At 38.3% G+C, this 14,331-nt stretch carries 16 protein-coding genes and 2 tRNA genes; 6 read left to right on the top strand and 12 right to left on the bottom strand.

The window, feature by feature from the left end; all coding sequences use genetic code 11:
* Nucleotides 1–3 precede the first annotated feature (3 nt).
* The 5 genes from purD to rpsT form a co-directional block, all read right to left on the bottom strand.
* Nucleotides 4–1,254, bottom strand: a complete 1,251-nt coding sequence (purD, locus tag WCS89_03500) for a phosphoribosylamine--glycine ligase (protein ID MFA6554548.1) — start codon at nucleotides 1,252–1,254, stop codon at nucleotides 4–6.
* An 87-nt stretch (nucleotides 1,255–1,341) separates the two neighbouring features.
* Nucleotides 1,342–1,608, bottom strand: a complete 267-nt coding sequence (locus tag WCS89_03495) for a helix-turn-helix transcriptional regulator (GenBank protein ID MFA6554547.1) — start codon at nucleotides 1,606–1,608, stop codon at nucleotides 1,342–1,344.
* Between the two features lie 41 nt (nucleotides 1,609–1,649).
* Complete coding sequence (locus WCS89_03490) at nucleotides 1,650–2,090, bottom strand: hypothetical protein (protein MFA6554546.1); 441 nt, start codon at nucleotides 2,088–2,090, stop codon at nucleotides 1,650–1,652.
* 32 nt (nucleotides 2,091–2,122) lie between these two features.
* A tRNA-Arg gene (locus WCS89_03485) sits at nucleotides 2,123–2,194 on the bottom strand.
* Between the two features lie 15 nt (nucleotides 2,195–2,209).
* Nucleotides 2,210–2,476, bottom strand: coding sequence for a 30S ribosomal protein S20 (gene rpsT / locus WCS89_03480; protein MFA6554545.1), 267 nt, complete (start codon nucleotides 2,474–2,476; stop codon nucleotides 2,210–2,212).
* Nucleotides 2,477–2,524: 48 nt separating this feature from the next.
* Between rpsT and ruvA the strand changes: the two genes are divergently transcribed.
* Nucleotides 2,525–3,130 carry a Holliday junction branch migration protein RuvA gene (ruvA, locus tag WCS89_03475; GenBank protein MFA6554544.1) on the top strand — a complete coding sequence of 202 codons (606 nt, stop codon included), beginning with the start codon at nucleotides 2,525–2,527 and terminating at the stop codon, nucleotides 3,128–3,130.
* Between the two features lie 25 nt (nucleotides 3,131–3,155).
* Nucleotides 3,156–4,439: a UDP-N-acetylmuramyl-tripeptide synthetase gene (gene murE, locus WCS89_03470; GenBank protein ID MFA6554543.1), complete on the top strand. Its 1,284-nt coding sequence runs from the start codon at nucleotides 3,156–3,158 to the stop codon at nucleotides 4,437–4,439.
* 90 nt (nucleotides 4,440–4,529) lie between these two features.
* Here the strand turns inward: murE and WCS89_03465 are convergent, their stop codons facing one another.
* Entirely contained in the window at nucleotides 4,530–5,813 is a 1,284-nt protein-coding gene (locus tag WCS89_03465) for an N-acetylmuramoyl-L-alanine amidase (GenBank protein ID MFA6554542.1), read from the bottom strand.
* A 27-nt stretch (nucleotides 5,814–5,840) separates the two neighbouring features.
* Here WCS89_03465 and mutM point away from each other — a divergent pair, with 27 nt between their 5' ends.
* Nucleotides 5,841–6,812, top strand: coding sequence for a bifunctional DNA-formamidopyrimidine glycosylase/DNA-(apurinic or apyrimidinic site) lyase (gene mutM / locus WCS89_03460; protein ID MFA6554541.1), 972 nt, complete (start codon nucleotides 5,841–5,843; stop codon nucleotides 6,810–6,812).
* 21 nt (nucleotides 6,813–6,833) lie between these two features.
* On the opposite strand, the gene WCS89_03455 is transcribed toward mutM, so the two are convergent.
* Nucleotides 6,834–7,307, bottom strand: coding sequence for a TrmH family RNA methyltransferase (locus WCS89_03455; GenBank protein MFA6554540.1), 474 nt, complete (start codon nucleotides 7,305–7,307; stop codon nucleotides 6,834–6,836).
* A gap of 71 nt (nucleotides 7,308–7,378) precedes the next feature.
* Here WCS89_03455 and WCS89_03450 point away from each other — a divergent pair, with 71 nt between their 5' ends.
* From WCS89_03450 to WCS89_03440, 3 genes are all read left to right on the top strand, one after another.
* Entirely contained in the window at nucleotides 7,379–7,744 is a 366-nt protein-coding gene (locus WCS89_03450; GenBank protein ID MFA6554539.1) for a hypothetical protein, read from the top strand.
* A gap of 112 nt (nucleotides 7,745–7,856) precedes the next feature.
* Nucleotides 7,857–8,579, top strand: a complete 723-nt coding sequence (locus WCS89_03445) for a zeta toxin family protein (protein MFA6554538.1) — start codon at nucleotides 7,857–7,859, stop codon at nucleotides 8,577–8,579.
* Complete coding sequence (locus WCS89_03440; GenBank protein MFA6554537.1) at nucleotides 8,573–8,764, top strand: hypothetical protein; 192 nt, start codon at nucleotides 8,573–8,575, stop codon at nucleotides 8,762–8,764. Before WCS89_03445 ends, WCS89_03440 begins: the two co-directional genes overlap by 7 nt.
* Before the next feature lie 68 nt (nucleotides 8,765–8,832).
* On the opposite strand, the gene WCS89_03435 is transcribed toward WCS89_03440, so the two are convergent.
* From WCS89_03435 to tsaE, 5 genes are all read right to left on the bottom strand, one after another.
* On the bottom strand, nucleotides 8,833–9,447 hold the full coding sequence (locus WCS89_03435) for a hypothetical protein (GenBank protein ID MFA6554536.1): 615 nt from the start codon (nucleotides 9,445–9,447) through the stop codon (nucleotides 8,833–8,835).
* Nucleotides 9,448–9,630: 183 nt separating this feature from the next.
* Nucleotides 9,631–9,703 (bottom strand) — tRNA-Lys (locus WCS89_03430).
* A gap of 56 nt (nucleotides 9,704–9,759) precedes the next feature.
* A complete protein-coding gene (locus tag WCS89_03425; GenBank protein MFA6554535.1) occupies nucleotides 9,760–10,476 on the bottom strand; it encodes a hypothetical protein in 717 nt (238 codons plus the stop codon).
* A gap of 98 nt (nucleotides 10,477–10,574) precedes the next feature.
* A complete protein-coding gene (locus WCS89_03420) occupies nucleotides 10,575–13,034 on the bottom strand; it encodes a DNA polymerase (protein MFA6554534.1) in 2,460 nt (819 codons plus the stop codon).
* Between the two features lie 17 nt (nucleotides 13,035–13,051).
* Nucleotides 13,052–13,504, bottom strand: a complete 453-nt coding sequence (tsaE, locus tag WCS89_03415; protein ID MFA6554533.1) for a tRNA (adenosine(37)-N6)-threonylcarbamoyltransferase complex ATPase subunit type 1 TsaE — start codon at nucleotides 13,502–13,504, stop codon at nucleotides 13,052–13,054.
* Between the last annotated feature and the right edge of the window lie 827 nt (nucleotides 13,505–14,331).

Genomic DNA, 14,331 nt, shown 5'->3' with positions numbered 1-14,331 from the left:
TGATTATAAGGATTTTAATCCTATGTCTTTTCTATATTGCATACCTTCAAACGAAATTAATTTGATTGCCTTATAAGCCTTCCCCAAAGATTCTTTAAGATTATTGCCTACAGCAGTGACACCTAGAACACGACCGCCATTTGTAACAATATTTTTTCCGTCAGATTTAGTTCCTGCGTGAAATACAAATGCATCTTCATTGAGATCTAATCCACTAATAATTTTCCCATTCTCATATTTATTTGGATAACCACCTGAAGCGCAGACTACACAACAAGCAGATTTTGGAGACCATTTTATATTCTGATCTTTAATATTTCCATGTATACAAGCAAGGATAATATCAATCAAATCTGTTTCAAGGATTCTCATATATGACTGAGTCTCAGGATCACCAAAACGAGCATTAAATTCAATCACCTTCGGACCAGACTTAGTGATCATAATTCCCGGGAAAAGGATTCCTTTGAATGGTTTGCCGCGTCTTTCCAAAGCTTTAATCGTAGGAATCACAACCATATCTTCTATTTCCTTCATTTGTTCTCTTGTTACCCATGGAACAGGAGCAATAGTTCCCATTCCCCCAGTATTAGGTCCTTTATCATTATCAAATATGCTCTTATGGTCCTGAGCAGAAGGAAAAAGAACGGCATTTTTTCCATCACAGAAAGCATGAATTGATATCTCCTTACCTTGTAAATATTCTTCAATCACCACTTCGTTGCCAGCTTCACCAAAAATCTTATCACTCATAATTTCACGAAGTGCATCTTCAGCCTCTTTTAAAGACTTAGCGATAACCACACCTTTACCGAAAGCTAAACCACTTGCTTTTATAACCAAAGGGAAACTTTGTTTTTTTATATATGATTTCGCTTTTTTAATATTACTAAAAATCTCATAAGAAGCAGTTGGTATACCCTCTTCTTTCATAAATTTTTTTGCAAAGGATTTTGACCACTCTATTTCTGAAGCAGCTTTTGTAGGACCAAAAACTTTAATACCCAGATCTTCCAGTTTATCTACAATTCCCAAAGAAAGATGGCTATCTGGACCTATGATTACAAGATCTACAGGATTATTCTCAAGCCAACCAATAATCTCTTCAACATTTGAAGCGTCTATGTTTTTAGCAATCTTGGAAGTTCCAGCATTTCCAGTGGCAACAAAAATATTCTTAACTTTTTTAGACTGCTTCAATTTCCACGCGAGAGCATGTTCCCTTCCACCACTTCCTGTAATTAACACATCCATAAGTAGATTATAACTCACGCTCAAATATATTGCAGAAACCGAACATCACGAACATTTTTTGCATAAGTTACTAGAAAGGTGGGGGTTTTAGACAATAGTAATTTTCAGCCCCAAACCAGAAGTGACTTTTTGGAGAAAAGAGAGAGTTGGATTTGTCCTACCAGATTCAAAACGAGCAAGGGCTGATTGCGCAATACCAAGCTTTTGAGCCAATTGTTTCTGAGTAAGTTTCTTTTCTATACGAGCTTTTACAAGGGCATTATAAATCTTGAATTCAACTTCAAGACTGTCGTAGGCCTTCTTCTTGGCTGGATCTTTGAGAAATTCCTCTTCAAATTGTTTAAATGTTTTCATTATGTAACTAGTATAACATATATGTTATACTATACAGTCCCTTAAACAAAAGTGGCCTCTGCAAAAGAATTTTCTAATTTAGTAATTACATCTTTCTCTTCTTTCGAATCCCTTTCATTAGAAAGAATGGTATAAGTTAACACGGCTACATTTGCATGTCCATTATCAAAGAGTTGAATGATTCTCCATGAAAATAGAGAGATTTTATTACCCTGATCAGAAGTTTCTTTTAATTGGATTTTAGTAAGAAAATAACCACGACTAGTAACGATATAATCCAAATTACTAGCAAAGGCACTAACTAATGATTTAATTCTTGTCTCTTTTGACCAATCCTCTGGAGATTTCATCTGCATAACATTAATACGAAACGTGCTTTTTGAATTAGGGTCAAAGCAAGATTCTATATCACCCTGTTCTTTTTCATATACCCAATTTTTAGGAAGATCTAATATTAAATTTTTATATTGATGCTTGACCATAAACATAGTAATCAACCTCTCTCACCATTCTGTGCCCCCGCGTGGAATCGAACCACGATTGCAGGATCCGCAATCCTGCGTCCTATCCGTTGAACGACGAGGGCAAATGCTACGCGCGACTATTTACTGATCTTCACGAGAGCGTTTGCGGCACGGGACTTCAATCGTGAAGCAGTATTGTTCTTGATGTAGTTTGTCTTTGCAGCCTTATCTAGAGCTCTGTAAAGAGAAGGAAGAAGCTTTTGTGCTTCTACTTTATTTTTGGAGGCGACCATACGGCGAAACTCCTTGATCTGACTTTCTATCGTAGATTTACGACGAAGATTGAAAACGCGCTTCTTTTTTGCGGCGCGAAATGCTTTCTTTGCTGATGAAGTGATTGCCATAAGTTGTGTGTAGACAAGTTAACATGACTACCAGATAAAGTAAAGAGGATGCCTAATATTCCCCAAACTTGCTATAATCCAACTATGATCGCTTCCCTACACGGCACCATAACCCATACCGATTCCAAACACGTCATAATAGAGGTCAACAACATTGGCTACAAAGTTTTTGTTACTGACGATAGTTTGCATTTACTCAAACTCGGCTCTGATGCCAGTATTTTCACCTATTTAGCTGTTCGTGAAAACGCTTTGGATTTGTACGGATTTATGAATGAAAAAGAAAGAAATCTTTTTGAATTACTTATCAGCATTTCTGGAATAGGACCAAAAGGTGCAATGAACATTCTTTCAGCTGTTTCCTGTGACACGCTGGTAAACGCTATCCAAACCGGTTCAACTTCTCATTTGGTCAAAGTTTCCGGTATTGGCAGGAAAACTGCCGAAAAGATCGTCCTTGAACTCAAAGATAAACTTGGAGGTCTCACTAGTGAAGATTATGTCGTTGGATTATCTAGTGACGCTGACGCTATAGAAGCTTTGAAGATGCTTGGTTACGAAGCAGATGAGGCTCGTGAATCTTTGAAGAAAATAGACAAGACTCTTACCGACACTGGAGCCAAAGTCAAAGCTGCTCTCAAGGTCTTGAATTAAATCAACAAAAAGCTATCCTTAACCTATGCTAGATAAAACCCTTTATTCTATCCGCCGTTTCATTCCAAAAAAGGTCTTTTCTTTTCTCAATCCTAGCTATCATTGGACTTTGGCTTTTTTGTCAGCTCTAGTTTACGGTTTCCCTTCAAAAGCCATCAATGTCATAGCTGTAACAGGAACAAAAGGTAAAAGTTCAACCGTTGAAATACTAAACGCTATGTTAGAAAAAGCTGGTCACAAGACAGCGCTTTCAAATACCATTCGTTACAAAATAGGTGACGTCTCCAAAAGAAATTTATCCAAGATGAGCATGCCTGGAAGATTCTTCGCCCAAAGACTTATACGCAAAGCAGTGAATGCTGGTTGTGATTATGTAATTATGGAAATGACATCCCAAGGTGCTCTATCGTATCGTCATCGTTTTATAGAATTAAATACTTTGATATTTACAAACCTTTTCCCTGAACATATAGAAGCTCATGGTTCATACGAAAATTATCGCGACTCAAAACTTTCAGTAGCTAAAAATATGAAGCGTTCAGGAAAATCTCCTAGAACTATCATTGTAAATTCAGACGATAAAGAAGCCGATCATTTCCTTGCTTGCGAAGCCGATAAAAAATTGAGTTACAGCATACATGACACTGAACCTTATACTATAAAAAAAGAGGGTCTTGAATTCTCTTTCAATGGACGCCTAGTCCACTCTCACCTCTCTGGGCTTTTCAATCTATACAACATTCTTGCGGCCACTACTTGTGCTCGTAATGAAAATGTCTCTCTAGAAGATACAAATCATGTAACAGAAACGATCCTCGGTATTCCTGGACGCGTAGAAAAGATTGCTGGCAAAGATTTTATCGTGATTGTTGACTACGCTCACACTCCAGATTCTCTAGAAAAACTTTACCAAGTATTCAAATCTTCCAGAATAATAGCCGTCTTGGGTGGCACAGGCGGTGGACGCGATACATGGAAAAGATCTGAAATGGGTAGATTGGCAGACAATTATTGTTCAGAAATAATTCTAACCAATGAAGATCCTTACGACGAAGACCCTAGGAAAATAGTTGATGATGTTGCCAAAGGAATAAAGATCCACAAGCCAACTATCATCATGGACCGTAGAGAAGCTATAAGAGAAGCTATCAAGAGAGCCAAGCCTGAAGATATTATTCTGATCACTGGCAAAGGTACAGATCCATATATTATGGGTCCAAGAGGCACAAAGATTCCTTGGAGTGATACGGGGATAGTTAACGAAGAGATAAATCGTGTCATTCCCGCGAAGGCGGGAATCCAGGATTAAACCACTGGATCTAGCTTAGTTGGTCATACACTGGATTCCCGCCGAAGTTTATCCTCGAAGGGGACGGTAAATGACAACACAAGAACTTCCCTATATCGCTTTGATTGAATACAACCTATTCAACTCTTGCAAAGTTTTTACACCAACAACTCCCTTCTCCCCTACTATTCCACGTTTATTCTGAAAAGAATCAACTGACGCTTTCGTACATGGTCCAAAAGATCCGCTTCTAGGACAATCATTCAAAGATTTATTGGCTGGAGGATAAACCCCATCTATGACCAAAGCTGTCTGCAAAGAGAAGACATCTTTATCATCATGCTTACTATCAGTTATGGTATTACTCCAAGAATACGGCATTACCAAAGTATCAAATGAACCTGTAACATTTGCAGGACTACGTTCATCAAAGAAATCTTGTAATCCCAAATATGTCTGAAATGCCAAATCTTTTACAGCCGTATCATGCAAATCAGGATTAGTAAATTGTGGTTCATAAATATAACCATATTCAATGAGTAAACTAGCGGCGTCTAGAGAATTATAAGCACCAACAGCTATCAAGTCTTGATCCTGAATTATCCCACCACTTTCACCGGGAAGATTGGAAACTCCATTATATTTTTGTAGACGACTAAAAATAGTATTGGCCAAAGATAATGTTGTTGAACTATTGAAATATTGATTTTCTGGAACATAAATAGAGAAACCAGAATATTTACCAGGAGTACTGCGTCCATGCCCTGGAGCGTCATTAAAATGAAGATGGATAATGATATCTACATCATTTTCATTGGACCACTTACCCAAACCATAAAGACGAAAGGCTACATCATTTGGCGCATTATTGTGTATAACATTGGGAACGACAGGATGATATTCTCCCATTCTAGTTAGATGTACCGTTTCTTCTTTATGACCTTTTGTCCAAGCAATAATGTCACTCCAATTATTTTTGAAATATTCAAAAAACATTGGTGACCAAGAATTCTCGTCACGAGTTACATAGACTTGGTAACGCCCATTCGTATCCAAAAATTTCTGAAGTTGTTCGGCTATCTCTACTGTCATTTTCCTTTCAAAAAGAGAGCCGTACTCTGCCCCACCGTAATCTGGTTCATGCCCAGGAACAAGAAGGATTTTTACTTTCTTATCAGTAACTTTTGTACCAAATACTGTTTGTTTTTCGGCATCAGCATAACGAGATTTGATATCAACAACGGTCTTTGGACTATGAGTCAAAATAACCGCCGCTATCTGATTTTCTACCTTACCAATGATGGAGTAAACGTAACTAGCTTGCTCTGGGTTATACATAAACCAAGGCACAGCCAAAAGCATGATGAGAAAAACAACAGCGAAGATGTGGCGCATACGAATATTATACATTATAGTGGCGATATGCCCGAATTACCTGAAGTACAAACAACCGTAAATGGGTTAACAAAGCATATCATAGGTCTATCCATAAAGGACGTTTGGACAAATTATAATAGCCCTTACTTCAAAGGATCAAAAACTATCAAAGATCCAGCCTATTTTAAGCATTTCAAAAATGAGATTTTGAATCAAAAGATAATTGGAATAGAGAGACGTGCAAAAAATATTCTCATAAACCTAACTGGCAATAAAACTATCCTTGTCCACATGAAAATGACTGGTCACCTACTCTATGGCCTATACAAATTCATTCCAAAAAATAAGAAAGGTCCGTGGGAACCAATAGAACCAGAATCTTTGAAAGATCCCTACAACAGACGTATTCGTTTCGTCATCACTTTTAATAATGGAAAGTATTTGGCGCTTTCTGATACTAGAAAATTCGCAAAAGTGGCTGTGATCAATACAGATATCATTCACGAATCCGACCATTTGAATAATCTCGGACCAGAACCTTTGAAAAAAGAATTTACTTTTGAAAAATTCATTGAGCGCCTGAAACTCAGACCCAATATGAAAATAAAACAAATCCTGACTGACCAGACTATTATTTCTGGTATAGGAAATATTTATGCCGACGAATCATTGTGGTGCACGAACATACACCCTCTAGAAAAAGTTAGAGATATTCCTGTAAATAATTTCAAAGACCTTTTTAAGGCTATAAAACTAACCCTTTCTTCTGGAATAGATTTCGGTGGAGACTCTATGTCTGATTATCGTAATGTCTTGGGAAATAAAGGTAATTTCCAAGAACAACATCATGCCTACCAGAAAACTGGTGAAAAGTGCGAAAAACGTGGTTGCAAAGGAACTATTGTGAGAATAGTAGTCGGCGGAAGAGCCACACACTATTGTGATAAGCACCAAAAACTACTTGTGTCATTTACCGTCCTCTCCGAGGATAAACTTCGGCGGGAATCCAGGATTTAAAGATAAACTTTGTATTTGAAATTATAGTAACTCAAACATCATAATTCCTCCAGCCACAGAGACATTCAAAGATTCCTTCTTCCCTTTCAAAGGTATTTCCGCTATCTCATCCGACAAATTCAAAAGTTGTTTTGATACACCTCCCACTTCATTTCCAAGAATAAGTAAAACTTTTTCTTTGCTTTTTATTTTTTTATAATTAATGGAATTTTCTGCTTGCTCAAGAGCAACAATCTTGAAACCTTCTTTTTTAAGTCTCTTTACCAGAGAAATACTATCTTTCAAATATTCCCAAGGAACCAAATCCTCTGCACCTAGAGCGACTTTCGCAAGATCATTGCGTTTACGATTGAACCTATCTGTAGGTGTTGGTGTCGTATCTATACAATATATCTTGGTTACACCGACGGTTTCTGCGGTACGAAAAATAGAGCCGACATTATGAACACTTCGGATATTATCTAGCAACAATCTTATATCTTTAATCTTGGCCATATATGATAATCATTGGAAATTAAGTTCAAAATGATTATAATAACCATACATTACCATAATAAAATAAAAATATGATCCTTTCAGTTTTTCCTTCTTTACTTTCTTGGCAACAACTTTCACCATTACTCATTCGCCTGACTTTGGGTGGTATCTTCATTTTCTGGTCATATAAGACTTTTTTCAAATCTTCTCCTGATTCAAAACAAAAAGCCGTTGGTATCATAGAAGGTCTTGCTGGTATATTGCTCGTCCTAGGCCTCTGGACCCAGCTTGGTGCCCTCACTATAGCGATTGACCTCATTGTTCGCCTCTACCAAAAGATTATGGCCAAATCTTTCCTTACTGACGGTGTAAATTATTACCTCATCCTCTTGGTCCTCGCCCTTTCCCTCCTCTTCACCGGCGCAGGTTTCGTAGCATTTGATATGCCGTTGTAAAACAATTAAAAAGATCTGCTAAAACCGCTTCATAAGAGGCGGTTTTTTCATTCCTACCAGCATTCTTACAAACAAGACTACTTTGAAATATAAAATACTATATAATTCACTTATGAATGAAGCAGAAAAAATAAAACTTACGGCCGAGGAATTTGCTAGAGCAAATAGACAACACATAGCCAAAGGATTAACTAATAGGTTAATATACATTCCTGATGCAATTCCTACATCAGTATTCATGGCTGGTTCACCGGGCGCTGGAAAAACAGAATACTCACGAAACTTGATAAAAATCCTTGAAGAAAAGATGAATCATAGAGTCATTAGGATTGACGGTGATGAGCTTCGTGAGCGTATGCCCGGCTATACAGGTAATAATTCTTTTCTTTTTCAAACCGCAATATCTCTAATCGTCGAAAGAATTCATGACATGGTTTTAGATAATAAACAAACTTTCCTTCTCGATGGCACTCTTTCAAAATATGATAAAACGGTAACAAATATTAAGCGCTCGTTAAACAAAGGACGACAAGTACGTATTTTCTATGTATACCAGAAGCCCGATGTAGCTTGGGCATTTACTAAAGCTCGTGAGAAAATAGAAGGTCGACATATTCCTAAAGATGCTTTTATACAGCAATTTATTGACTCGCGAGAGACAATTAATCGAATAAGGAAAGATTTTGATAACAGTATCATCATATCCTTAGCGAAAAAGAATTTTGAGACTCATGCCGTAGAAGATCTCATTGAAATTAGGCAGGATGGTCCCAATATTGAAGATTATCTCGGGGTAAGATATACTGAGAATGACTTAAAGAAATTACTATGCTAAATAAGCTTAAAAATATATTCAGAAGAAAGAAATCGGAAGATACTAAAAAATATGAAAGTCTTTCTGACTTTTTCATGCACGCTCCAGCTGATGAGCAAAAGAAGGTTTTTACCGAAGCCGCTCGCAAAGCAAACGAGGATCAGATGAGGATCTTTAAGCAAGCTCAATTGAAAGTTGAGGTATAAAATTAAAAAAGTGTTGTAAAAAGGACGCCGTACCCGAAGGTCGTGCGTCTTTTTGATAATACCGTCGTTTATTCGACTACTGTCGCTTTCCATTGGAACCTAAGACCCTTAACACCAGCTGGGTCCAAATTGTGTGTCCCTTTTGGAAAGATCGTGACTGGACCGAGAAACATCATTGAGAAGTGGACGACTCCATCAGAATCAATCAATGGTCGAGTTCTGTTGATATCCACAACGAAACCGTCGATGTTATGTTTGACCCACTCTTTCGAACCTTTGCTACGGGTGGCTGACCACTCAGTCTCGAAGTGAACACATTGGTCCGTGACCTTGATGTTCTTGATAGGACCCCTATAGTAGTTACCGTCCTCAATGGACTCCACATCCCCACCAACAAGGTCCTTACGTCCCGCGATTTCTTTCCACAATTCAAAGTTGGACATGTTGGTAGACGTTTTGGCCATAGGATCAATGTTCGGAGTGAAGTCTGGAGGACCAGAGCAATTGTCAGCTTTGGAACCCATAGTCGACCTTCTTTCGAGGATGGCCTGCTCGAACACGGAACCTTTTGAGCAACACATACCCGTGCTATCAGCGACAAGGAAACTACACGTTACTTCACCTTGTCCTGATTTACACAGAGTCTTTACTCGTTTTTCATCTAACGATGTTAGTCCTTGCATAATGCCTTTCGTTTTATACATTGTTTATTGGAACTATTCAATATCAGACTACATGGATTTTATGATTTGTCAAGATGCGCGTAATTATTAAAATAATTTCCTAAAAACCGCTTCATAAGAGGCGGTTTTTTCATTTGTGCTTGCACTACGAAGCTCCCCGCCTTTTAGCGGGGAGCGAAATAGTGCGCCCAGTTGGATTCGAACCAACGACCCACTCCTTAAAAGGGAGTTGCTCTACCACCTGAGCTATGGGCGCGTATTACCTATCACTTTCTCTACAAACCGAAGCAAGATACACAATAACATAATTTTCTATAACTTCAATAGTAGTTTCTCGGTACCCAATTCAAGATCAACTCGTCCCCTATGCCCTTCATGATACAGGGTTATTGATTTTAGAAGAAGATCACTCAATTCTTGTTTGGAATAATTGCTAGAAAATTTCTTGGCTTTACTATAAACAAAAGGATTTAGGCCCGCTTCACTGGCAGATTTTGCATCAAAAGCCAGAACCATGGATTTTATTTGCCAAAAGATAGTACCCAAAATACTTTCTGATTCCAAACCTTTTTCTATAGCCTGACGATAAATACTCCATGCTTTGAAACGATCTTTTGCACCAATAGCATCCGCCAAGGAAAAAATATTAAAATCTTTTGTCACAGAACTTTTTACTTCATCAGAAACTACAACTTTATCTCCATTTTTATCAAAAGCTTTTTTCAATTCAGCCAAAATCTTGCCTTCATTTATGATGAAAATATTATCTGACTCTTTCATTACAGATAGCATTTCTATTAATTTTTCTCGCACATCTTCTTTTTCAGCTAAACGATTCAAAAAAATTATGTACTTGCTGGAAAACAATCCCTGTCCTCCCAAATGTTCTTCTATAATACTTGGATTCCAATTATCAGAATTTATTTCTACATAAGTAGCATCTGGCTTTTTTGCACGCAAAGAATTGACCAAAGAACGAGCCTTGTCACTAGATTTTGAAATATTTGTACCGTGGAAGATGTAAAGCATGTTTTTGTGTCATTCCCGCGAAGGCGGGAATCCATGTTGGAACAATAAATAATATATCATAATAATCCTGGATTCCCGCCTTCGCGGGAATGACACAGCTACTTAAGTTCTCCCCAATTATCTCCAATGTTTGCCGTGGCCTTCAAAACTATTCCCTTCGTATCTTTTGGATCCATGATCGCTTCCATGATCTTTTCTATTTGCGGAGCAATCTCCCCAGCTTTATCTTCTCTTATTTCATAAATGAGCTCATCGTGAACTTGTAAAAGTGGAAAAACAATATCCTCCAACCTATTTTTCACAATAAATTTATCAATCTCAATCATTGCCAACTTAATCACATCAGCTTCTGTACCTTGAATAGGAGCATTGATGGCCATTCTTTCTGCCGAAGCCTTGATATAAGGTATCTTGGAATTTATACCTTCAAAATAACGGCGACGACCATAGAAAGTCTCGGTATAACCACGTCTACCTGTTTCTGATTTAACGTCATTCAAATAGTTAGCCAAAGTTGAAAATGTCTCAAAATAATCATTGAGAAATTTCTGAGCCTCATCACGGGTTGTACCAAGATTTTGTTTCAAAGCCATAACACCCATTCCATAAATTATTCCGAAGTTGATGACCTTGGCCTGACGACGCATCGTAGCGGTGACCTCGTTTTGTGGAACTTTGAAAACAAAAGAAGCTACCGAAGTGTGGACGTCCTCCCCTTTTCTAAATATCTCTATAAGCTTTTCATCGCCAGACAAGAAAGCAGCAATACGCAATTCCATCTGTGAATAATCAAAGCCACAAAGTTTGAAACCTTTTTCTGCAACAAAAGCGTTGCGTATAGCCTTACCCAGATCTGACTTGATAGGGATATTTTGTAAATTTGGATTTTGAGAAGCCATGCGACCAGTCGTTGATCCAGAAGAGATGAAATTTGAATGAAGACGATCCTTATCATCCAACAATGGCGGTATCGCATCTATATAAGTAGAAAGAAGCTTTTGCAATTCACGATATTCAAAAAGTAATGGAACTATTGGATGCAAATCTCTCAATTTTTCCAACTCTGATTCGCGTGTAGAACGAGCGCCACCGCTAGTTTTCTTCATATTCTTTGCAGTAAGTTGGAGTTTATCAAACAAAATTTCTCCCAATTGTTTTGGTGAATTTATATTAAATTCTGTTCCTGCAAATTCGTGAATTTTCTTTTCAAGTTTTGCCAATTCTACATGGTAAGTTTCCGACAGATTCTTTAGCATTGCCCTATCTATCTTCACACCACGATCTTCCATCTTTTTGATAACGGGAATAAGTGGTAATTCAATAGTTTCATAAACTTTGCGTAGATTTCTTTTATCTAATTCTGCAAAAATAGCTTTTTTGGATTCTTCATAATCTTCTGTTTCGGTAAAGTTTAGGATGTCTTCTATTTTTGGATTAGTTATTGTTGAATTAATTAACCACAGGGCTAGGGACACCTCAGAGAACCCGTCGAACTCTTTAGGTGAATCCTTGTGATTTTCTGTGTCATTCCCGCGAAGGCGGGAATCCAGGATATTACCACCAGGTACAGATTCATTGGTTACATCCTGGATTCCCGCCTTCGCGGGAATGACAGCACCACCAACAACCTTCTCCAATCTTTGGGTCAAAGTTCTAAATTCTAATTCATGCCAGAGAGTACTAACTTTCTTTATATCCAAATTATCTTTGAAAGTTTTTTCGGGAAAAGTAAAAGTTATGGGCGAATCACGACGTATTGTAGCCAACATCTTACTGAATTCCGCTTCTTCTTTATTATCTTTCAAAAGCTGGATAATCCTAGGTGTTATACCAACGGCTTTGAATTTGTCTTCTCCATTGGATTCCAAAACTTTGTACATATTTTCAACTGAACCAAAAGTCGTGATCAAAATCGTAGCTGTTTTTTCACCAATACCCTTTACTCCAATAATATTATCGGAAGGATCTCCTCGGAGTCCTTTGTAATCGGGTATAAGTTCTGGACCAAAACCAAATCTTTCCAAAACAGCTTTCTCGTCATACATGATTGTATCTTTAATCCCCTTCTTCAAAGTATAGACTTGAACACCTTTACCTTTGACCAATTGCAAAGTGTCCATATCACCAGAAGCGATAATAATTTCCAAATCACCTTTTTCACCAATACGATCTTTCAATTGTTCCACAATAGTTCCGAGCATGTCGTCAGCCTCAAAACCTTCTTTATCATATATAGGAATGTTCATAGCTGAAAAAACATCTCTGGATCTTTTCATCTGAGCTATGAGATCATCTTTCGCTGCTTGTCTGCCAGCTTTATATTCTTTGTAAGCTTCATGACGATATGTTGGACCTTTCACGTCGTAACAAGCAACCACATAATCAGGTTTCAGATCTTCAACGATCTTTATAAGCATCGTAGAAAGACCATACAATGCGCCAGTAGGTTCACCTTTTGCCGTCGCAAAATCTGGTAAAGCATGATACGCCCTATGCAATATGGCATGTGCGTCCAAAAGGACTAATCTCTTTTTTGTTTGAGTGGAAGATACTTTCATGAAGGCATTGTAGCATTTTAAACAAAGCTCATCTCAAAAACCCCCTCTCCTTCTACCGCTTTCATATTTATTTGATTGTCTGTTTTCAAACCGACATTCTCTGGCCATTCAATCATTATCAAATTATCTTTATCCAAAATAATTTCTTCAAAATTCAAAGCTTCCAAATCTTCTGGTTTTTCCAGACGATACGCATCTATATGAACCAATTTTTTCCAATTTGCATAACCCATTTTTGGATCTACATTATAATTTTTCATAATTACAAAAGTCGGACTAGTAACATTCTCGTTTATGCCCAACATTTTTGCTATCAATTTTACAAAAGCGGTTTTGCCTGCCCCCAAATGTCCTGAAAGCCCCACTATCGTGGCCTTATCCAAATTTTCAGTTTTAATAGAAATATCCACCAACCATTCTTTGGCTATATCTTGGGTTTCTTCTAATGAATGAGACGTCCTTGTCTTCATATAACCATCATAACCCTTTCTGTACAAAAAATCAGCCGTCCTTCGTAAGAAAGACGGCTGAGTGAGAAAAGAACGATTACTTCTTACTACAACTGGGGCATTTTGGTGACACCGACGCATTCGGTGTTTTCTTTTGCAGTTGCCCCTTTTGTTGTACCGGCGGTTGCCCTTGTTTTTGCTGAAGCGGACCAACAGGTTGTTTAACCTGAGGTTGGGGCCCCTGCTGAATCAATTGATGATTCTGTACTTGGGGCTGAACCTGCTTTCCGCAACAGGAACAGTTCAAACCGTTAAGGTTTACATTAATCTGGGGCTGTTGAGCCTGAGGTCGCGCCTGAATTTGCTGTTGAACCCGCTGTTGCTGTTGGGGTTGTGCTTGAAACTGTTGTTGCGGTTGCCCCTGATTCTGTTGGAGCTGGGGCGGTGGAAAATTCCAAGTCCCCGAGTAAGCGCCCTGAGGTTGAATTTGGGGCTGGGGCTGAATCGGTACCGCGGTATTTCCTTGATACCCGTAAATCCCGCCAGCGGGGCTGGGGCTATTGTAATACCGATACTCAACTCGGCCCAAATTGCTCCGTTCCTGATTTGAACCCCAAACCCGGATTGGCGAACTGCTCCGGTCACTACGGTAATAACCATCGGGACCGTACCGCTCCTCAATGTTATTACGGGCACACCCAACAAACGAGATAACAACCAACACCCTAGAATTCCACTCTGAAGTGCAATACTAACTTTTGTAAAGAACATATCCGCTGCTGTACGCTAGTAGTGTTAACAGACTAGCAACAACAACGGATATGTATACGCATATTACCAGAGACGAC

It is taken from the genome of Candidatus Paceibacterota bacterium (assembly GCA_041666915.1).
Lineage (GTDB): Bacteria > Patescibacteriota > Minisyncoccia > Phycocordibacterales > PALSA-1337 > C7867-002.
This window is presented reverse-complemented; position numbering and strand designations above follow the sequence as displayed.

Excerpts from the sequence above, each read along its gene's own strand:
- purD (MFA6554548.1), bottom strand. The coding sequence starts at position 1,254 with ATGGATGTGTTAATTACAGGAAGTGGTGGAAGGGAACATGCTCTCGCG.
- WCS89_03495 (MFA6554547.1), bottom strand. The coding sequence starts at position 1,608 with ATGAAAACATTTAAACAATTTGAAGAGGAATTTCTCAAAGATCCAGCC.
- WCS89_03490 (MFA6554546.1), bottom strand. The coding sequence starts at position 2,090 with ATGGTCAAGCATCAATATAAAAATTTAATATTAGATCTTCCTAAAAAT.
- rpsT (MFA6554545.1), bottom strand. The coding sequence starts at position 2,476 with ATGGCAATCACTTCATCAGCAAAGAAAGCATTTCGCGCCGCAAAAAAG.
- ruvA (MFA6554544.1), top strand. The coding sequence starts at position 2,525 with ATGCCTAATATTCCCCAAACTTGCTATAATCCAACTATGATCGCTTCC.
- murE (MFA6554543.1), top strand. The coding sequence starts at position 3,156 with ATGCTAGATAAAACCCTTTATTCTATCCGCCGTTTCATTCCAAAAAAG.
- WCS89_03465 (MFA6554542.1), bottom strand. The coding sequence starts at position 5,813 with ATGCGCCACATCTTCGCTGTTGTTTTTCTCATCATGCTTTTGGCTGTG.
- mutM (MFA6554541.1), top strand. The coding sequence starts at position 5,841 with ATGCCCGAATTACCTGAAGTACAAACAACCGTAAATGGGTTAACAAAG.
- WCS89_03455 (MFA6554540.1), bottom strand. The coding sequence starts at position 7,307 with ATGGCCAAGATTAAAGATATAAGATTGTTGCTAGATAATATCCGAAGT.
- WCS89_03450 (MFA6554539.1), top strand. The coding sequence starts at position 7,379 with ATGATCCTTTCAGTTTTTCCTTCTTTACTTTCTTGGCAACAACTTTCA.
- WCS89_03445 (MFA6554538.1), top strand. The coding sequence starts at position 7,857 with ATGAATGAAGCAGAAAAAATAAAACTTACGGCCGAGGAATTTGCTAGA.
- WCS89_03440 (MFA6554537.1), top strand. The coding sequence starts at position 8,573 with ATGCTAAATAAGCTTAAAAATATATTCAGAAGAAAGAAATCGGAAGAT.
- WCS89_03435 (MFA6554536.1), bottom strand. The coding sequence starts at position 9,447 with ATGCAAGGACTAACATCGTTAGATGAAAAACGAGTAAAGACTCTGTGT.
- WCS89_03425 (MFA6554535.1), bottom strand. The coding sequence starts at position 10,476 with ATGCTTTACATCTTCCACGGTACAAATATTTCAAAATCTAGTGACAAG.
- WCS89_03420 (MFA6554534.1), bottom strand. The coding sequence starts at position 13,034 with ATGAAAGTATCTTCCACTCAAACAAAAAAGAGATTAGTCCTTTTGGAC.
- tsaE (MFA6554533.1), bottom strand. The coding sequence starts at position 13,504 with ATGAAGACAAGGACGTCTCATTCATTAGAAGAAACCCAAGATATAGCC.